Below are 21167 nucleotides of genomic sequence, written 5' to 3'. Positions count from 1 at the left end.
GGGAGTGAATGCAATGACCGTTAATGCTGCTGTAGCTGCTCCGGCGACGGGGACAGCCGTAGAAACAGGCCGGAAAGTGGCCTTTGGCCAGCTCGACTGGGGCTGGGTTGTGATGAGTATCGGCATGGCCATCGGCGCCGGTATCGTGTTCCTGCCGGTGCAGGTGGGGATGATGGGAATCTGGGTATTCCTGCTGTCATCCCTGATCGGCTATCCGGCCATGTACATGTTCCAGAAGCTGTTCATCAACACGCTGGCAGAGTCCGACAGCTGTAAGGATTACACCAGCATCATCACCGAATACCTGGGCAAGAACTGGGGTATGGCGCTGGGCATCCTGTATTTCATCATGCTGGTGATCTGGGTGTTTGTTTACAGCCTGGCCATCACCAACGACAGTGCTTCTTATCTTCGTACCTTTGGTATTACCGACACGCTGCTGTCTGAAAATCCGCTGTACAGCCTGGGCCTGATCGCCGGCATGGTGTTCATCGCCTCCTACAGCGAAAAGATCCTGTTCCGCATTTCCGGCTTCATGGCGGTTTCCGTACTGGCCATCGTGCTGGTGCTGGGCCTGATCATGGTGCCGCAGTGGGACCTGGCCAACGTCAGCGCCGTGCCGCCGTCCGGAGAGCTGTTCAAGAACGCCATCATCACGCTGCCGTTCACCCTGACCTCCATCCTGTTCATCCAGTCCCTGAGCCCGATGACCATCGCGTTCCGGGAACACAGCCAGAACGTGGAAGAGGCCCGGTACCGCTCTCAGCGCGCCATGAAAGTCGCCTTCGCCCTGCTGTTCTGCATCGTGTTCTTCTACGCCGTCTCCTTCACCCTGACCATCAGCCAGGCGCAGGCGGTGGATGCGTTCAACCAGAATATTTCTTCGCTGGCGATCATTGCACAATATATGTCCGGTTCCGTGACCACCGGCCTGGGCATCATGATCAACATTTTCGCGGTGGCCACTTCGTTCCTGGCAATCTTCCTGGCCTTCCGTGAGTCCTGCACCGGCATCGTGATGAACAGCCTGCGCCGCCGCTACAGCGACGACCAGATCAACCACGGCAAGATCCGCAAGGGCGTGACCGCGTTCATCATCCTGATCTCCTGGGCCGCGGTGGTGACCAACGTACCAATCCTGTACTTCACCTCCCTGTGCAGCCCGATCTTCGGCCTGGTGGGCTGCCTGATCCCGGCTTACCTGGTGTACAAAATTGACCGCCTGGCCAAGTACCGCGGCCTGGCCACCAACATCATCATCGTCGTGGGCATTCTGCTGGTGATCTCTCCGCTGCTGGCCTTCATCGGCTAAAGCGACAGCAACTACGACCTGACGACTGAACAAAACAACGGGCAGCCCACGGGCTGCCCGGCAGATTGACGAGGAATTTACCTATGTGGCGTCCTGAGTGGGAACAATTCATCCGCATCATCAATGACAAAGTCGTGCCGTCCCTGGGCTGCACCGAACCCATCTCCACCGCGTATGCCACCGCGCTGGCCGTGGAACTGCTGAACCGCACACCGGAACAGATCACCGTGCTGGTCAGCGGCAACCTGATGAAGAACGGCATGGGTGTGGGCGTACCGGGTACCGGCATGGTGGGTCTGCCGATTGCGGCGGCCGTCGGTGCGATCGGTGGTGACCCGGAAGCCGGGCTGGAAGTATTGAAAGACATCACCAGCGAACACGTCAGTAAGGCCAAGCAGATGGTGGAAACCGGCCACGTGTCCGTCGCCATCAAGGATGTCCCCAACGTTCTCTACACCGAAGTTCTGGTCAGCGCTGGCGATGACAACGCCCGTGTCATCATCAAGGATCACCACACCCAGGTGGTGCTGAAGGAACTGAACGGCAAGCCGGTTTTCGAAGCGAACAGCGATACCGTTGCCACTGAAGAAGAAGCCGCACCGGTTCAACTGACCGTTGCCGATATCTACGAATTCGCCACCCAGGCGCCGTTCGACCGGATTCGCTTCATCCTCGAATCCGCCCGCCTGAACAAGTCTATTTCCGCTGAAGGGCTGGAAGGCGAGTACGGCCTGAAAGTCGGCAAGACCCTGAAGAAAAACATCACCCGCGGCTACCTGTCAGAAGACCTGGCGGTGCTGGCGATGATGCGTTCTTCCGCCGCCTCTGACGCCCGTATGGACGGCGTCATGCTGCCTGCCATGAGCAACTCCGGCAGTGGCAACCAGGGCATCGCCGCCACCATGCCGGTGGTGGCCGTGGCTGAGCGCCTTAACGTCAACGAGGAAACCCTGGCCCGTGCGCTGATCCTCAGCCACCTGACCGCCATTCATATCAAGAGCCACCTGGATACCCTGTCCGCCCTGTGCGGCGCGACCACTGCCGGTACCGGCGCCAGTGCGGCCATCACCTGGCTGCTGGGTGGTGACCGGGAACAGATCCAGTACGCCATCTTCAACATGGTGGGCGATATCACCGGTATCTTCTGTGACGGCGCCAAGACCAGCTGCTCCCTGAAAGTGTCCACGGCCGCCAACGCCGCCGTGAAAGCCGCCATGCTGGCGATGGATAATATCCGGGTCACGCGCCACGAAGGCATCATCGAGGAAGATGTGGAAAAGACCATCGCCAACCTCGGCATGCTCGGCAACCAGGGCATGAAGGAAACCGACCGCATGATCCTGAAGATCATGACCGCGAAGTAACCACGCCCATGACGTACACGGCAGTCGGCTTATTGCCGCTGCCGTGTACGATGCCTGCATTCAAAGACGCAACCGGCCAGCCAAGAAAACCGCACAAATTTCTGCAGGCCATAAAGAACAGGCCAGATGAAACCGTAGTTGGAAAAAACGATGGGTATAACAGGTAGAAACCCGATTTTACTGCGGCAGTAAACGATCGAACAATGAAAACCGGCATTAATCAAAAGTAAAATTATTCTGCCAATCTGGCCATAGCTCATTAATGATTGGGAAATTTTTGTGATTGTGAAGGAAACATTGGATATCTTTGTTTGACAGGTTAAACCGGAAAATTAAATCTTCCTGAAAGCCCTTTTTTTTGACACATTCTATAAAATAAGGATAGCTGGCAACATAATAACTTAACTTTTCACGCAATGCATTAGGGGTATTCTTATAGCCACATTCTTTTCCACAGAGGTCTGCCAACTGTTGCATCCTGTTCTTATAAATAATAAATGCACCAGCATCCTCTCTATTATCCCAGTGAATACAGGGATTGTTTTTTTTTGCCAACTCCTTTGACAGGAAATCAAAAAGCTTGACCCATTTAGAAGGTTTGCCGGGTATATCATCCAGTTTAATGCGTTTTTCAGCGGCTTTATCTTCCTCGTTTCGACGTTTTATGGCCTTCTGATTCCCTGATAATGATGAAACCGTATCCAGTACCGCCATCCCTGGCACAGCCGGATTCTTTGTTTCCACCATGGTGCCAATATACAGATCCGGAGCTGATGCACCCGGTTGTAAACGCACCTGAATAAAAGCAGGCGGTTCAGGTGTATCTTCTTCGCTCTGTTCGGCTGACGGTACCTGATGACTCGGTTCTGTTTCCGGCGGCCTGGACGCTGTATGGGGAATGCCGAATGTTGCTGTCTCACCGATGGTTTCTGCAGAAGACTCACCCCCCGTCTCACACTCCACATCCAACAGGGTCTCGCTGGATACAGATGTGGAAATGGACTCAAGGTCAATCACTTCTACTTCAGAATGCCTTGCCTCTATGGCTCTTATCACTATTTCCTTTTGCTTTTGCTTTTGTGTTGACGGTTTTACCTGGCCGATGATTTCATTAAATTCATCCTCTTTCAGGGCGTTAAGCAGTTCTGGCAGGATCATTGAATCCTCAAATTTTTCATACAAAAATGCCAGGTCAATGGGCGTAAGAGTCATGGAATTTTTAATGGCAGGTTTTGCGCCATAGGATAACAACAACCTGACGATATTCTCAGCCTCATCAATCGAAAAATTAAGATTGTCCAGTACATTATGAAGAACCGTATTTCCCTGTTGTATACTTCCTTTCTGCAACGTGGCAATAGAATACTCAGGAAAAATACCGGGTAGCGTAGTGATCTTGAAAACAGGCTTGTTAACAACGGCTCCCAGTGTATTCGGGTTGGTTTTCTTTATTTTTTCAAGCATTGTCTCCAGCATGACGTAAGAAGTAATGTTATAACGCACCCTGCAATCCAGGGCCAGATGTAATGAGGTTATGCCGGTTTCCTGTAGCGGGCTTGCTCCTCCTTCCATTAATAATTCAACCAGTCCCCTGAACCCTTGCCGTACTGCGTGTTTTAATGGTGTATATCCATAGGTATCACCCTGGTTTAACCATTCCTGCAATACTTGTTGATCGTGAATATTGCCTGTTTTGACTCTGTCTACCAGGTTTTTCAGGCGAGGAAAGAACACGGCTTCCAACTGCCACAGGGTTGGTTGATTTTCTACGCCACTCGGACCTATTGACTTCACTATGTAATTTGAAAGTTCGCATTTCCGTTCAGGATGATGTTCTGTGTCCAGAAAATCCGGTACCAAATAGCGTTTAACCCTGGCTGGCGGAATATCAACCGGTTTGACGCTTTCGGTTCCCGGCGAAGAAAGGGGTTGATAAAGAACCCCGGGGCTGATGTCTGCCGGTGCTGACGTTGTTGCTGTGTAACTGGCCTGTGAGGCTATGGGGACTGCCTGTTGATCCATAGGCTGAAAATTCATCGCTGTAATAACCAGACGCTGCCTGACAAATCATTAACCATGACATGAAAAAAATAGCCACACCCCAAAGATGCAGCTATTGAAACACTTGTCCCATGGTGCCGACTGAAGAATGCTTTATGGCCTTCCATGCAGTCATCCTGGTTATGACATATTGCTATCCAGACTCCATTTTTATACCGCGCTTTCTGCCACGCCGCTTATTTCCCCACCTTCTTCAATGTGCGCCATGGGAGGATAAGCCGCACTCATCAGGGGTATGCTCTCCTCTCCAGGAGGGGCCACCGCAACGCTACCCGGCATCAATGCAAATCTTCCCCCCATGCCCATGCCCATGCCCATGGCGCTGACAGCAGCAACGGACGGCGTTTCCCGTTGGGCAGGCAAGCCGTTGCTGATAAATTCACGCCTTAACTTCTCTATGCGCTTCTTTATTTTCTCATCGGGGTTGAAAACCTGTACGGGCCTGAGGATTTTTTTCGCCAGGCAGGCATGCATAACATGCGCAGGCGTGTCCCTGGTCAGCTCAATCAGCAGATTCAACAAGTCCAGTCCGTTCGAATAATCCAGCCCTGTGTGCTTGCCTCGTATGCTCTCCAGGCGGGACTCAAGCTCAGCCAGTTGCTCCTCCTCAGCGGTGGTCAAGGGTTTACCATGGAACACCGAATGATCCTTCAACAATTCCAGGAACTTTATCCGCAACTGCTCCAGGCTCGTGGGAGGCCTGCTGAGGGCGACATCATCCTCATAAAACGTATTCGCCTGCAGTTGTGCATCATGCTGTTCGGCCCAGGGCTTCAGCTTTTCCTCCAGGATTCCCTTCACCACCGCTTCCTCAACCTGTGCTGCCTGGAGAACCGCATCAAGACTGGTTTTTTTCACCTGGTCCAGGTAGTCGGCAAGAATCATGTGTATCTCAACCACGTCCCCCCCGAATTGATCATACAGGTCATTGATGGTGGATTCCGTCATGTTCAGAAGATGCTGGGAGACATGCAGTCCATAGCTGCCGATCTTGTATATCAGCCATTCCGCCAGGGGAGAGTCCACCTTGTCGACCAACCCCAGGATGGTCCTCAGTTCTTCCTGCTCAAATAACAGCGCCACCCTTGCCGCCATGCCGGTCGAGTCTTTGGCCAGGTAGGCCACTGCGCTGCCAAACAGGGACCAGTTCATACTGGTGAGTCCCATGCCGCGCTCTGCCGCCGTGCCATTGAGATACATGGAGATATTGATGATTTCCTTGATCGCCCAGTGCAAAAATGAAGCTTCTGTTTTACTCATGCTTCTGCCGGCACTGAGGTAATGCCAGATAATCTGCTGATGGCTCAGGCTGGCGGGATCCCGTTCCCGTTTGATCGTTTTCGCCGCCTTGGCGATCACTCTTTGATAAACAGCTTCTGCAGCCGGATTGCTGCTGGCTTCCCCGTCACCCAGGAAATACCCTGCCGCCTTCACTGCAATGCCATACGGCGAAAAGGTATAGAGGAACTTGTTCGCCGCTTCGGAGGCGATCACAAAACCGACGCCGGACAATCCCAGCATTCGATAAAACCACTTGCCGCCGCGGATCTTTGTCTGCCCTTCCAGCCGCGCAAGTTCCCGGTTTTCACCCACCAGGCCGTCAATAACCTCCTTGCCATAGATAGTGTCGAGATAGGATTTCTGGAAATAATCGAGCTTGTCGCCACTGGCAATGGCTCCCAGGCACCCAATGAGTTTCTCGTGCATGGCCTGCGCCACAATATAGTTGGTGATGCCGGCTTTCTCGGCAAATGCGATGGGGATGTCAATCTCTTTCAGCACCGTGAGAAATAACAGGGTGCTGCCCACGGTTTTGACAACATCCATAAACTCCTTGGAAAAATTGAACGGCACCATTCTGATGCGTGTGCCCCATTTCCTTTGCGTCGCGCTCCTGAGCAACCGGGCCTGCATCTCCTGGAGGGAATGAACCCGGTGTGGCAAGGCCATTGAACATCCCTGCACCATGGAGAAGTAGCGCAACACATCCATAAAGCGGGCTGACAGGTAAGCGAAAGGCTCGCATGTCACACAGGCAATTTCCTGATGGCACGTCATATCCAGGCAATCCAGGGTCCTGTCCTTCAGGGAGGACGCGCTATAAAGGGCGTCGCGGTTGCGGACGGGCTCTGCCTCCAGGTGCTTCCTGGCCTCGTCCATCAACTGTTCAGTGACCTCGGGCGAGAACTCCATGGCCACATTGGGCAATGGTGAATAGCGGATTGCCTCGCGGTTGAAGGTATCGACCGCAGCACTCCACCCCCGCATGGTAAAAATCCCCGTGGTGATGCTGGCAAGTGTGAGCAATAAATTACCCGGATTAACAAACCTGCCGGGAATAAAGGATTCCTGCCCGCCCATGGGACACCCTTCAAGGGAATAAAAGAGTGTCGAGAACAACGCCACAAAATGGTTTTCCATCATAGTGAACGCTTCGGATAACGGGATATCCAACACCGAACCATGACGCTCGAAAATGTCGGCAAAACAGGAATTATTACCCCCCAGGGACCCCACCGCTTCACTGGAAATGTTCCGCAGAGCAGTGAATGCCGCTCCCAGCTCCGGGCACGTGGCGATGAGCTGCTCATACCGGTCTTGCAGGGTACCGAATGCATCCAGCAGGTTACCGCCCTCCTGCTGCACAGTGCGCATCAGATTGGTTGCCTCGAGCTGGTAAATGAAAATCGTGATCACGCCAAGTACAAAACCGCCGGTGACAAACTCTTCGTGCTGCACACAGATATCGGATAACCTGTGAAAGAACGCGAGCATGTTACGCTTGGCCGGATTCAGAAACCGGTTATAAATACCGGATTTCTCAATAGCTTGTGCAGCCTTGTGCATCTCTGCCAGCAGCTGTTTCCCTTCAGCGCTTGTACTGACGTTGTCAAGGCCACTGACGACCTCCCGTACCGTCTGGTCCCTGATGATCGCCATCGCTGACTGATACGCCTGATCCAGGTTGCCACCGGTCTTGCCTCCCTGCATGGAGGTATGGTTGATAAAATCAGCGACATGTTCAGTCATTGACTGCCGATGCTCATTGTAGTCCCTGACGAATCTATCGAGTTTTTTATAATGGTTGATGGCACCTTTAGTTCGATCCAAAATGCCTGAATGCAGGGCAAAAGCCCTGCTTTGAAGGGCGACCACTTCCATGGCAGGCGGCAACATTCGTGCCTTCGGTGATTCAAACGCGGCGATGAAATGCCTGGCAAAGATTTCAATCGCAGTACCCAGGTGTTGCGCCTTTTCATCACCGCCTGATGCCTTGTCTAATATTTCACTGAAAGTCGATTCCCTGTTAAAAAATGTGTGCGCCCGTGATGCCCATTTCTGACTGCTTTTACCCTGGTAGTTACTGTCAAGAAACTCATTCCAACGCTGAATATTGTTTTGATAAGCTTCAACGATACAGTTAATCCAGCTTCCCCGTTCCGGATGACATGCTGCTTTCAGCGCAATACAGAAATAATTGAAGGGGTTTAATGCGTGAACGTTAACTGCCTTATCAATATTTTGAATATAGTTATCAATCGTGTCCCGGAATTTTTGCTGATCAAACCCCTCAAATTTTACCTTTTCAACAACCTCAAGTTTTGCTTTTTGCATTGCCCCCTGGCATAGCATTCTTAATACTTTAATTTGTTCATCATTGATGGCAATAAGATTTTTTTGTCGTATCTTCTCTGTGGGAGTCAGCGTCGGTTCGTCAACAGAATAACTCAACACCTTTTTTTGCACCGCGTGTGATGCTCGCGTATACAAGCCCACACCCAGCGCAGCATCCACCTGACGTGATGACATCTTTGATATCTCTTCACCGCGACAAGACAATGCTTTTTTGTCTCTGTCGACATCCGTCACCATTTCAGTCAGTGTTTGATCATTGTCAGACGCCTCCGGGCCATGGGTGGCTAACATAATCTGAAGCATTTCTTTAGCGGATTTAAGGTTTTCCACGGATAGTCCGCTATTCCCTTGAGCACTCGAACAGGCCTTGATGAATGCCTTAATCGTTTCTGTTTCCGTTGCCCCGGGTTCCTCCGCCCCCATGGGCACACCACGTTGTAATGTGGTGGATTCTTTTTTATCAGTCTGTTGCGCCAGGTAATTGATGCTTGCAGCAAGCGACAAGGCAAACTCTTCCTGAACATTCGCAATTTCCGCTTCAATCTCATCTTTGCATTCATTGAAAATAGATTTCAATTCATCTTCAATGCTATCTTTTTCAAAATTCTCCACCGCATCAGTCTTTTCCTTAATTTTATGTGTCAGGTTATCCAGTAATTTGATCATCAGAGGCTGATACAATAATTCCTGCTGCGTGTTTTTGACAGATTCGCTGGCGGCCTCTCCCAATGCGTGTATGTGTGAAATCAGGGCGATTCTCAGTTGTACTTTTTCGTCAAACTTCTCTGATGCCTTGACACCCCCTTCAACACCGTCAACGGCACGATCACTCTTTCCCAGGTAGTTTCCAATCGCGTCTTTCCATGTTTGCTGTTTTTGTTCCGCTTCCACTACCGGAACCCCAAAAAAACACACTTCCTGAAAGCTGTCTCCCAGTGTGATGGAGAGATCGGCGTAGATTTTTAAGGCCTTCTCATAGATGGATTCCTTAAGATCATCCATCAACGTGTTGATTGTGTCTTTTCCCTCTGCTTTAGCCGCTTTAATTTCCTGCTGTGTTTTCGCGTCTTTCGCTTTTTTAGCTGAAACAACATGTTCTGTCTTTGATAGACTGCTTACTAATTCATCGGGTAATTCATGGAAACAGCTGATCAACCGGGTGGCAGCCATCTTCCTGTGATAATGATCCTGGATACTGTTCGCAAATTGGTTAAGAGAACCGCCGAACAATTCATCAATCGCGCCTTTTGTATAACTGTAGTCTGCATCCTGCAACAATAATCCCGCATTCGACAAACGCACTGTGAACCGGGCAGCACTGTTGATTATTGCCTGCTGCTTGTCCATTGACAGTTTTTTGAAGTCACCACCATCCCCTTCTATCACGGAATAAGCATGTTTCATAAGATCTATCATTTTTTCAACGACGCCATCAAAACGCCTGATTTGTTTCCTGATAGCATGATCTTTTCCGGAAACATCAATACCAAGACAGTGCAACATACAAGCCACATTCGGGAAATCGTAGGTATATCTTAACTCCCGTTTTTCAGCACGGCTTGATTTTGCCTTATCTAATGGTGCAGCAAATACGCTTTCCTTCTCGCTTTGGAGAACCTGGTTAAAAAATTGTTCATAGATATTATCAAACCGGTGACTTTCATTGAGCCCTGCTTTTGTTTCCAACCGCAGGAAACCGTCCAGTATGATCGAATCGCAGGCCTCCGGGCAAAGGTATAACAACAGTGTCTCAACCTTGATTTCATGTATTATATTGCCTTCTTTTAACAAACCAATTCTGCTTACCCCTTCAATTGACTTTTTGAGTAACTCAATCCCCTTTTTATATTTCTGACGGGCATTACTGTTTTTTCCATCGTAATACGTCATTTTTCTTTGTAATATGCTGAACAATATTTTTAGTTGACGCTGAACATTCGGATTGTTTAATACTGTGTTTTTATCAACAAACCGGTTATAAATTCCCTGCAACTCAGTTAACAGGATGTTACCTTCTTCAGTGTTCAAATAACCCGGTATACTGAGCGTATAATCACCCAGCTTAACACCTTGATCTGTCGATCCCCTGACAGTCGGTGTCACATTTCGCGCCCTTCCATGGCTGGCATATCCTTGAAATCTATCCGTTCCTCTACTCGCCGTTTTTCTTTCGTTTTTTCTTTTTCAGCATCAACACTAAAAAATTGTTTAAAAACACTTTCGCTGCGTTCTTGCTTACCTGAATGAATCATGCCAACCCCCTATAAAACAACAGGCCAAAAATAATAACCATAAAGAAAGCGATCCTGTTTATCTGCCGATGACGACTTCAACCTGCGTAACCCATGGTGCGCTGTTAAATCATCGTCAGACAGACTTATCTGTGGAATTCAAGGCTAGATGTGTTGAATAGAATTAGCACTATCTATTAAGCGCAGATATCCTGACAATATTTCCTGAAAGCAACCTGTAAAAATAAAAAGATTTTCAAATACTCCGTTTATATCAATCACCTTTTTCATCGATTCCCTGTTACGCCGCCAGGCGGGTGTTCAAACGCACCCGGACACCGGACTCACCTGATGAGAGCGGCGGTCTGCTCTATCTTCTACAGGATGCCATGGCGACTCGCCGCGATGGTCTGTGACACCGCCACCGAGGTGACGGCGATAACGTCATGACTGACCATTACCGGCGCCGTCATCCGATTTATGGCGACCGGAACCGGTCGCCTGCACACACTCACAGGAAATGACGATGTCAGATACTATCGCCACAGAAAAAGCTCCCGCCGCCATTGGTCCTTATGTACAGGGCGTTGACCTGGGTAACCTGGTCTTCACCTCCGGCCAGCTGCCTATTGATCCTGCCACCGGTGACATGCCCGCAGACGTTGCAGCACAGGCGCTGCAGTCCCTGAAGAACGTGCAGGCGATTGTTGAAGCATCCGGCCTGTCCGTACGTAACATCTTCAAGATGACCGTTTTCGTGAAAGACCTGAATACCTTCGTTACCGTAAACGAGGTTTACCAGACGTTCTTTGAAGAGAATGACGCGCCATTCCCGGCCCGTTCCTGTGTAGAAGTCGCACGCCTGCCGAAAGATGCGCTGGTTGAAATTGAAGCGATTGCACTGCGTAAATAACACGAACTGAATACTTTCATTTCAACAAAACAGGCACGTTTATCCCGGCTTCAGCTACGTTCACTTTCTGTGCTCGGGCCGGGAGTTTCACTTATGTGAGTTAACTTGTGTACCTCAAGATCGCCTGAACGGGTAGCGATGTATTCACATTGATCACATTGCAGGGATTCCTTATTTTCATGGACTTTCATGTGCTGTGTCAGGTATTTCCTCTCGGGATAGAATTTTGGACAATACCTGCACAGATAAAGGTTCTCCGGGTTGTGTGTATTCATATGCGCTTTCAGTTCGGATTGATCGACGCAGAAGCGTTTACACACGGTGCACTCGTAATCTGTATAATCGGCATGACGTTTCTTATGCCTTACAAGGTGATCTTTTCGATTGAATTCACTTCCACAATTTTCACAGAAATAACGTTGTTGTTTTTTTTTATGCACTGATTGAATGTGCCTTTTACAACCCTCCTTTGTGGTAAAAACCTTGCTGCACACTTCGCATACGGCTTGCTCATTTTTGCCCTTCTGCTGGCTGGTCTCACCAGGCTCAACGGTTTTTCTTATCCGCTCCATCTTGTGTATGTTTTTTTGATGTGCGTACAGTGTTTTCTTGTTTTTGTAAAACTTTCCACACGACTCGCATAGTAAGCCTTCCTCACTACTGCCCAACGGCTTTTCCGGTGCCTGTAAGCGGTCTGACTCATCAGCCGCACCGGCTTGACCGGATGATGTCAGGGCGGACTCAACCTCCCTGCTACCTAACGATATGTCAGGGGTGCTTGCCGGTTCGCTACCGGCAACCGGTGCTGTTGGAGCATCGGCCGATACTCCAGTTATTGCAGGAAACAACTCGTCTAAAGCCCCGTGTGTAGAAGAAGGGTTTACTGTAGAGGAGAGACCTGTATCCGTGGAACCAATCCAAATATAGCTTGTTCTCATCCTTGCATTTAACTCTGAATGACCAGACTGACGTAATAACAACAGTGCAACTCTCGCTGACAGCCGGCAACCAGTCAGCCAGCAAGACTGACACTTGCAAGGAACATCACCATCAATACTGACAGGCACAATATATTGATGCGATTGCACTGCGTAAGTATCCGAAAAACAGCGTTTGTTTTTCGGATGATCTGACCGTTTTACCTGTCATCACCAGGGACAGGGTGACAGGTAAAACAGGCAATGAGCCTGAACGTGCTTTGACAGGAAACTCTCTGCCGAAACGAGTGCTTATCCACAGCCCTAATGAAGGACTTTTTCACCCGTGGGCTCAGGGATGTTATCTACCACCGTTTCCCTGACCGGCTTTGCAGCTTCCCTGGATTGCGGGCGAATCTTGATTTCCACCACCATACCCATCAGCGTGGCCGCGCGGGACAGGGTTCTGAGATCCAGTTCATAAGGACGTTCCATATCCATGAGATCGGCCAGTTGCTCATCCGTAAAGCCCAGCCGGGCGGCGAATTCCGAAGGGGTCTGCTTGCTTTTTTCCAGGTAATTGGTGATATGGGTCACCAGCAGGTAACGCAGGGGGTATAAGTCGTCAGCCATGACATCCTGTTTTTATTGTCTGTTATTTGTGCCCCCCAGAGTATCCCCCCTTACCCCGGATTACCAGTCAGCGCCAGGCTGTCACCGGTTCAAACAGCAGGGCATTGACGCGGGATGCCATCAGTCCGTCCCACCACTCCCGGTTATTGTTTCACCGCGCAGGCCATCTCATACCGCTGGCCAGACTCGTCGCCGCGGGTTCATCACGCAGTAATTCTTGCCTGTAAAAATCCCCTAGTAATGCCTGCCATACCCGCGGCTGCCCGCCAGCAAATTCCTGCTCACATAAACTGACGGCCATCAGATCAAGAAGAGACTTGTTATTCCTGCTAAACGCATTGGCACACAGACACTTTAAAACCAGATTTCTGATGAATAACGCGTCAGGTATAAACAGCTTCATCCTGACATCCGTACGATAGTCGCAATAGATATGATCACCGAGCACTAAATAAGGCTGCCAGTTTATTTCATCGATAAAATGATTAAACATTTCATTATTATCAACATGATTAATATTTAACTTGAAATTAGCATTGCAATATTCAAACACATAGCTTGTGCACATCATACAACCCATCTCAGGGATGACAAACATCATTTCATTTCTATAGACAGTGACTTTTTCATGTAACGCCTCCGTTATTGTTATCAATCTTTGCCCCAGCACTAATTTGTCCTCTTCATTTTCAACGAAAAAATCAATGTCGTTTGCATGTACACAAAAAGGAGACAATAGATAACTGTTAAGATCATCACCATAAAAATTTTTTACGCAATAATTGACAAAAAGTTCCGAACCATACAATCCTACTTTCTTTATGTAACCCTGTCGGTTTCTTTCTGACTGAAACGTCTTAATGACATTGGAAAAATGACTGACCAGATCCTGGCAAATAGCATATTGCTCCCTGCACGTTACATCAAAACATCGTTCAATAGCGAGATTCTTTCGTGGAGACCTGGCCTTTTTCCAGTCTATGATAAAATTTAATACGTCAAGTTTTTTTATAATTTTGTCCCCCGAAAACATCTCTACAAAGCAATCATAAGCCTTACCTATAAACCTTTTAAAATATTGATCACCATACTTTCTCATCAACGCATCAACATTCCAGTTAACATTGATGATTAAATGCGTCAAATACTCCAGCCAGTTGTAAAGCAGACAATGATTCCAGTCAGACTGTTTTAATAGATCGTTTTTAAAACCGGGCTTATTTTTCAAAAAAACGTCAAACATCCATTTATTCATATGATCTAAACGCCTGCCTGCTTCAAACTCACCATGATGCAAGCGTTTATTAAGCACTGAAAAAACATACAGATACATACGGTTACTACCACTGCAGGTAGCCATCTTATCCAGTATTTTTGCTAATTTAAGGATTAACAACTGATCCATGAAACCAATACTGACAATGGTTTCAAGTTCGCTTTCTAGCTCGACCAGCAGTGATTCGTATTGTGGCTGTAACGCTAGCTGCTCTTGCCATGTCAGTATTTCCACCAACGTCATCAGGGATTGCAGGATATCCCATAGCTTTATTTTGTCACGACTCAAGCGCGCCGAGGTTACAGCAGCGAAAACCAGTTTGTGTATGAACCGTTTGAGTTGTTCATTCGTGCAATAAGTAAATCGACCATCAGGCATCCTGATATTGACCAACGCATTAAACAACTGGTCAATATCATCCAATCCAAAATGATCACCGGGTATCTTTTCCGTAGCGTGAGCCAGCAAAGCATCAACAAACACTTTTATTTGTTCTGATCTCGATATATTACCCGCCACCTTCATCCTGTCACAAAAACAATGAATCATAGTATTAAATGAATAAAATTCAAATGATTCAACATGACCTTTAAATGATTTGGCAACAGGATCAAAAAAATATATAAACTCCATTTGCTCGATAAATCCCAACTCCCTCCCATAACAAATAGCTCTACACAGATTTGACATGGATATGGCTTTGCTGCATCCCTCGCTATTTTTTGCCCACTCGGGAACATGGCCAGAAACATTGGCAAAAAACTTTTTCATCCGAACAATATCATCCGGATAGTTTTCATGTGACAAACCAGAATCCCTTTCTCTTTTTAGCCTTTTAGTGATACCCAACAAAATCACTGAAACTTCTTCCAGGGAGAAATAACCGGGGCATGATAACACCGAAAAAACAACAAACCTGATAACTCCATAATCAAGACATGACATTGAATATTGATCGCCAGCCTGTGCACAAAGTACGTCGATTCGTTGAAAAGCCAATACCCACAACCATCTATCCTTTGCGTCAACATTCCATCGATTCCCGTTAGCGACATATTGCGCGTTAAGGGCAGCATCGACGTCTGCCAGAGAGCGGCACTGCGCGAATAAGTCACCCTCCGGTTGTCTCTGAACCATCTCCGGCCTTGATCCATGTAACGGAGATAAATCACCAGCACTCACCCTTCCCGGAGAATCGGCTGCCACTGCAGTATCGGGCGACGGCAACATATAACATTTTGCGTTGTCATCCCAAAATACTGTTGTCACTGCGCCGTGCGGTCGAACTAAATGTGGAGAAGGAGGGGTAAGGGGGGGGAACCACAAGTGCGGCCTGACCAATGATGATGCAACCTCGACGCCACGCCCCTCCCAAAATGACGCACTTGCCGTAGCCCTGCCGCTGGGCAGGGGTTGTCGATACCGGTATCCAGACGCTTGCGGCAGGGTAGGCGGCACTGGCCTCAAGACGTTTTCGGCAGTGGGGGGAGTGTACCTGTGCACAGGCATTTGAGGCCTGGGGATATTTCTATCGGGTGATCCGTGAGGTTTTTGCATATTGTCGCTTTTACCGTAGCGTCATGGAGATGTGGATGAGTGCTGTCGTTTTGCGATACCGCAGGGAAACTCTCAAAATAAATGACCTTGCCGCAATATGGACGACTTACTAAACCATGACCTGTCTTCGCATCATTTAGTTCCCCATGGGTTAGTCAGCATCGCAGCACGCGGATCACCGTGGCAATCATTGTGCGTCTTGTCAGTGAAATACCGGTCACATGGGGCAACAGGCCGGTTAGCCATTTCCCTGACCGGACCGTTTCTGAAGCAGGGAGACACATCGGGATTAACGTCAGTAACGATGAACAAAAGCAAAAGCAGAAATGGGTGCGATTTCCGTAGGTCGGTTTCCGAAGGAAGCCGACGTCGTCTGCCGGTGAAACGTCGGCTCGCAAGCGATCCGACCTACGTTAACGCCACACCAGAAAAAACCAGGACAGTCTGTTTATACACAGGCGGACAATCCGGATTGTTTGCTTACCCAGACGACCTGGCGGGCCGGGCGACCCGCTATTGACGTTATTATCTCAGCCCTTTTCGGCTACACCCTTGCGCTGGACGCGTGTTTTATGGGCTTTCCGGGGCGGCTGCGCCGCGCGCGCTGCCTGAATCCGGGCCAGCAGCGCCTCAGCGGAATTTTCGCCGCTGATCAGTTCGGGGTTTTCCGCCCGCCAGTCGGCGGTCAGCTCACCCCGGAAGGCTTTGGCGAGGATGGACTGGGTGAGGTGGTTGACCCGCGCCAGGGCGGCTTCGGTTTGCTTTTCTATGGTGTCGGCGTGGGCGAAGAGTTGTTTTACACGGTGGACGATTTCGGTTTGTTCTTCTTCAGGAGGTTTAGGTAAATCAATATCCATTAGAGCTTTTTGTCCAATGTTACGCATGGATTGTTGATTTCCAGTAGAGCGAGACTCAATTTCCTTTCGACCATTAACGGAACGCAAGAAAATACTTACCCACGGCTTATCTTTCTCGCTCATCTGTAGCCGTAATACCTTATCGCTCAGCATCAGGTTTTTGGTCACTTGATGTACGATCACGGGACTACCTAATAGCTCAATGGTGTTTGCTCTGGAAATTAGGAAATCGCCAATCTTAATTCTACGTGACTCAAGAAACAGCTCTTTCGATGGCAATGTTTTACTTTGCTCCTCATCATAAATCCCCCAAGTTACGGCACTTATTTTGATGATGCCGAACTCGTCACTAGCTGGAGGAATTTCCGCACATTTTAGATTTTTACCAGCTTCAATTGATTCAACGATCTCTCCAAGCTTTGTGACTCTCCAACCCCTGAACTCTGATGTTCCCCGCCACTCCTCCGTCAACTTCCCACTCACCGCCGCAGCCAGTACCGACTGCCGAAAACGCTTCAGGGTTTTACGGGTACGCTCAAGGCGGGCTTTGGTGCTTTCTACCTGTGCCAGCAGGGTATCGAGTTTTTGGGCGATGATTTTTTGTTCGGCGAGAGGGGGGATAGGAACAGGAGCCTCCCTCAGCAACCCCAATGATGCAAATTTTTGATTTCCCCCTTTAAGTAAGGGTTTTATCCAAGTTTTATGAGCTGGCGAACAAAGCCAGTAAAACAGGAACTGGGGATATAAAAGTGACTCATTTTTCCTGAACAGCCCAACATTTTTTATGCTGAACTCTTTCTCTGTATTTACAATGGACACGTTTCCTACAGTGCCAATCATGGAATACAAAACATCACCGTTCTGAACACCTGAACGTTTAGATATCTCTGCATGCACATCCGGGGAAATAAATTTGGCGGTATTGAAATCAATGCCATCCGCTTTAAGATTTTTTGATGTGACTAAGGGAATACCTTCTTCATAATAAACAGGCGTATCATGCGTTCCATCTCTTACCTCATTGCAGGCGAATTGAGCATGTTCCAGAAGCCATGAGGAAGGCACATTGAATAGAGAAATCAACTCTCCAACTGTGTCACAGTTCATTGGACAGAGCTTGGCCATAATTTACACAACCTCCCCCATAACCTCACGCAACAACGCCTTCTGCCCATCAGCCGCTTCCGCTTCCCCAAGCGCCCGCATCAAACCATCCAGCTCCCCCAACGCCTGCACCAGCTCACTCATCGCTTCCCCGGCCAGCACACCCGGCTCCGGCAGATTGGCGGCATCGACGCTATCGGCATCTTTCAGCCAGCTGATATCGAGGGAGTCGGATTTGTGTTCAGCAATCCACTGTCGGCTAAAGCAGCGCCAGCGGCTATGGGCCAGCTTATCGCTGACACCGGCGTTCTCGTCGCTCTCGGCCACCTGGTCGATCTCGGTGGCGTTAAAGCTCCACTCGCCCTCGGTACGGGCGCTGACGCCAGCGGGATCATCGCCGTACACCGTCTCAAAAGGTGTCAGGTGACTTTCACCAAACGGGGTGCGCTTGCCGAAGCCGGGCATATTGGTCCGCAGGTCGTAGACCCAGACGTTTTCGGTGCAGTGCTCGTCCTGGCGCTTGTCGGTGGCGGAACCCCTGGTAAAGAACAGCACGTTGGTCTTCACACCCTGGGCGTAGAAAATACCCGTCGGCAGTCGCAGGATGGTGTGCAGGTTGCACTTGTTCATCAGGTCCCGGCGAATCTCGGTGCCGACACCCGCTTCAAACAGCACGTTATCGGGCAGCACCACCGCGGCCCGGCCACCGGGTTTCAGGTTGCGGTAGATATGCTGCAGGAAGGCCAGCTGCTTGTTGCTGGTCGGGTAGGTGAGGTCGGTACGGGTAATCGACGCCTCGCCGCCCTTGCTGGTGCCGAAGGGCGGATTGGCGAGGATAATATCCGCCGCCCACAGTTCGGCGCCCACCTGGCCCAGCGCGTTGCCGAGGTGCACGACCCCGTCATCATCCCCTTCCATCCCGTGGAGCAGACAGTTCATCAGCGCCAGGCGACGGGTTGAGGGCACCAGCTCGATGCCGACAAAGGCCTCGTTCTTCTGGAAGCGCACCTCACGGTCGGAGAGATCGAACATATCGTCGGTCTGTTCCTTGATATAGCGATCCGCGGCGATCAGGAAGCCCGCCGTTCCCGCCGCCGGGTCCTGGATCACTTCACCGGGCCGGGGCTTGATACAGCGCACCATGGAATCAATCAGCGCGCGGGGCGTAAAGTACTGCCCGGCGCCGGACTTGGTTTCGTTGGCGTTCTTCTGCAACAGACCTTCATACAGGTTGCCAAGGCCGTCTTTCCGGGCGTCAAACCAGTCGATCTGGTCCAGGGACTTGATCAGCTGTTCCAGGTGGCGGGGCTCACGGAGACGGGTCTGGGCGTCCGCATAAATGGCGGTAATCAGCGGGTCGTTGTGAACCCGCATCTCGGTGGTCTTGCCCGGATCATTGAGGTCCGCCACGGTGCGCCTGCCGGTGGAGAGGGTGAGCAGTATCTGGCGATAGTCGTTCATCAGGTTAATGCCGGACTTGCTGTTCAGATCGGTCCAGCGGCAGCCTTCCGGCAGCGGGTGGCGTTCCAGCGTGCCGGCTTCGGTGTTCTCATGCACCATCTTGATAAACAGCAACAACACCAGCTCGGTGACGTAATCCGAATAGTTGATGCCGTCGTCACGGAGGACATCACAGAGATTCCAGAGTTTCTGGACGATATTATCGCTGGTCATGGTTGAACTCTCTTTTGACTTGCTGGCTGGCGCCGGACGCCGCCGGAAACACGATCGCCATCACGCTCGATGGAGGGCGGTAAAAAAAACAGGGGCGACGTTTAGCGGCTGATGGCCCGGACAATGCGTAACTTCAGGGCTTCCGGGTAGTCATCGTCATTGATCAGTGCGGTGATTATATCGCCCAGCAGTGCTTTGTCGATCAGCCCTTCAGCTAACCAAACGGCGATGTTTTCCATTTCAAAAACAAATTTTCGCACACAAAAGTCGAACCCGTTCAGCTCAAGAAAATAGGCGCCCAGGGCGATGCTGGAACGCTTGTTACCATCCACAAAAGCATGAAACTTGTTGATGCCGAATACCAGATGGGTCAACTTTTCTTCAAAAACGGGGTAGTAATGATCGTTCTGAATATGCTCCAGTACGCTCTCCAGGGTACCTAAATCCCGGATACCTGACCGACCACCCGAATGGTCGATAATCCAGTCATGTGTTTGGATAGCGTGGGCGGTATCAAAGTAGAACAGCGGCAGCTTCTCATCATCGCCATCCATATCAACGATCCTTCAGCCGCTTGAAGACCTCAAGGGTTCGCGGATCGGAAAGTCGATCCTCCAGTGTTTTACTGGTCTCCCCCATAAACCGTTCAAAGTCTGTACCGGGCACCGCCTGCACATAGGCTTTCAGTTTTTCATGGAGAGCATCCCGAAAACAGAGGTCGCGACTGGCCATACGGATACGGGCCTGTTCAATTGTCGGCCTGAGATACGGGTTCTGCTCTGCCCGGGCGAAGATCTCATCCAGCTCTTTCGGTTTCAGCTTGCGTCCCAGCGCTTCACTGCGAGCCTGCAGCTCATGGGCAATACCATTTTCAAAACTGGCAATGGCCTGTAACACCTCAGCGTACATAGTCTCTCTGGGATTTTCTTTTTCAGCCAGTTTGAGGATCTGCCGGTACTCTTTGGCGTTCTCATGGAACACCGCCTGATAGACCTTGTTGGTGTAGACGCCATACTTGAAGTTGCCCATATCCAGGTAGTCCCGCAGGGCATTGGTAAACACCTGGCGATAGCTGAATTCCTGGTAAGCGGCGGGCAGGTAGGCTTCATCACGCTGGTTAATAAACCGGGTATGCCCACCGGAACGCTCGGCCATAACATCGATAACAATATCGAGAATACGGCTGCGGATCGCCCTGGCCTTTTCGCTTTCAGTCAGCAACATGGCCAGGTTTAGAAAGGCCCGGAAGGAAAATACGCCCAAAACCGATGTTTTGGTACCGACATCAATGTCGGTACCATGGCTTTCTCTCAATGATTTCAAGGCCTTACCACGAAGCACTCGATAACCATTCCTGGCTAATTCCTCACCATGACTGCTCAGATAACGTTCAACCGTTCGAACATCAATTTCAAGCAATTGCACTATGAGCGCTTTGGTAAACCATAATTCCCCTTCCCAGTGAAGCCCACCCAGTTCCAGATGCTCTTCAATCTTTGCAAGCGCATAGGGATTATTCAGCACATTTTGCCGATCAATGGTGGAGGAGGTCAGGTCATTCAGCATTCAAGTGTTCCGGTTATCAAGATTTCTCAGGCAGATACAGATAGAGTGGTTACGCAAGCAAACACC

Annotated in this window: 13 protein-coding genes; 3 read left to right on the top strand and 10 right to left on the bottom strand. The window is 49.9% G+C overall.

The window, feature by feature from the left end; genetic code table 11:
* The first annotated feature begins 13 nt into the window (after positions 1-13).
* Together AC27K1_RS05355 and AC27K1_RS05350 are read left to right on the top strand one after the other, a co-directional pair.
* Complete coding sequence (locus tag AC27K1_RS05355; RefSeq protein WP_487148880.1) at positions 14-1312, top strand: SLC5/6 family protein; 1299 nt, start codon at positions 14-16, stop codon at positions 1310-1312.
* 83 nt (positions 1313-1395) lie between these two features.
* A complete protein-coding gene (locus AC27K1_RS05350) occupies positions 1396-2676 on the top strand; it encodes an L-cysteine desulfidase family protein (RefSeq protein ID WP_487148879.1) in 1281 nt (426 codons plus the stop codon).
* 216 nt (positions 2677-2892) lie between these two features.
* On the opposite strand, the gene AC27K1_RS05345 is transcribed toward AC27K1_RS05350, so the two are convergent.
* From AC27K1_RS05345 to AC27K1_RS05335, 3 genes are all read right to left on the bottom strand, one after another.
* On the bottom strand, positions 2893-4698 hold the full coding sequence (locus tag AC27K1_RS05345) for an ankyrin repeat domain-containing protein (RefSeq protein WP_487148878.1): 1806 nt from the start codon (positions 4696-4698) through the stop codon (positions 2893-2895).
* 189 nt (positions 4699-4887) lie between these two features.
* A complete protein-coding gene (locus tag AC27K1_RS05340; protein ID WP_487148877.1) occupies positions 4888-9777 on the bottom strand; it encodes a hypothetical protein in 4890 nt (1629 codons plus the stop codon).
* A 695-nt stretch (positions 9778-10472) separates the two neighbouring features.
* Positions 10473-10625, bottom strand: coding sequence for a hypothetical protein (locus AC27K1_RS05335; protein WP_487148876.1), 153 nt, complete (start codon positions 10623-10625; stop codon positions 10473-10475).
* 505 nt (positions 10626-11130) lie between these two features.
* On the opposite strand from AC27K1_RS05335, the gene AC27K1_RS05330 reads away from it, so the two are divergent.
* The gene (locus AC27K1_RS05330) at positions 11131-11517 is read left to right on the top strand and encodes a RidA family protein (RefSeq protein WP_487148875.1); all 387 of its coding nucleotides are present in this window, start codon (positions 11131-11133) and stop codon (positions 11515-11517) included.
* A gap of 50 nt (positions 11518-11567) precedes the next feature.
* Here the strand turns inward: AC27K1_RS05330 and AC27K1_RS05325 are convergent, their stop codons facing one another.
* From AC27K1_RS05325 to AC27K1_RS05295, 7 genes are all read right to left on the bottom strand, one after another.
* Entirely contained in the window at positions 11568-12605 is a 1038-nt protein-coding gene (locus AC27K1_RS05325) for a C2H2-type zinc finger protein (protein ID WP_487148874.1), read from the bottom strand.
* Between the two features lie 153 nt (positions 12606-12758).
* Positions 12759-13067 (bottom strand): hypothetical protein, encoded by a 309-nt coding sequence (locus AC27K1_RS05320; protein ID WP_487148872.1) that lies wholly within the window; start codon positions 13065-13067, stop codon positions 12759-12761.
* 151 nt (positions 13068-13218) lie between these two features.
* Positions 13219-15612 (bottom strand): hypothetical protein, encoded by a 2394-nt coding sequence (locus AC27K1_RS05315; protein ID WP_487148871.1) that lies wholly within the window; start codon positions 15610-15612, stop codon positions 13219-13221.
* Between the two features lie 818 nt (positions 15613-16430).
* On the bottom strand, positions 16431-17882 hold the full coding sequence (locus AC27K1_RS05310) for a restriction endonuclease subunit S (RefSeq protein WP_487148869.1): 1452 nt from the start codon (positions 17880-17882) through the stop codon (positions 16431-16433).
* A gap of 3 nt (positions 17883-17885) precedes the next feature.
* Positions 17886-19535: a class I SAM-dependent DNA methyltransferase gene (locus AC27K1_RS05305; RefSeq protein WP_487148868.1), complete on the bottom strand. Its 1650-nt coding sequence runs from the start codon at positions 19533-19535 to the stop codon at positions 17886-17888.
* Between the two features lie 101 nt (positions 19536-19636).
* Positions 19637-20089 carry a type II toxin-antitoxin system death-on-curing family toxin gene (locus tag AC27K1_RS05300; protein WP_487148867.1) on the bottom strand — a complete coding sequence of 151 codons (453 nt, stop codon included), beginning with the start codon at positions 20087-20089 and terminating at the stop codon, positions 19637-19639.
* Between the two features lies 1 nt (position 20090).
* Positions 20091-21101 (bottom strand): hypothetical protein, encoded by a 1011-nt coding sequence (locus AC27K1_RS05295; RefSeq protein WP_487148866.1) that lies wholly within the window; start codon positions 21099-21101, stop codon positions 20091-20093.
* Positions 21102-21167: the final 66 nt, after the last annotated feature.

It is taken from the genome of Kistimonas ophiarachnellae, from assembly GCF_057552235.1.
The sequence above is the reverse complement of the archived record's forward strand: the minus strand, read 5'-3'. Positions and strand labels throughout refer to the sequence as shown.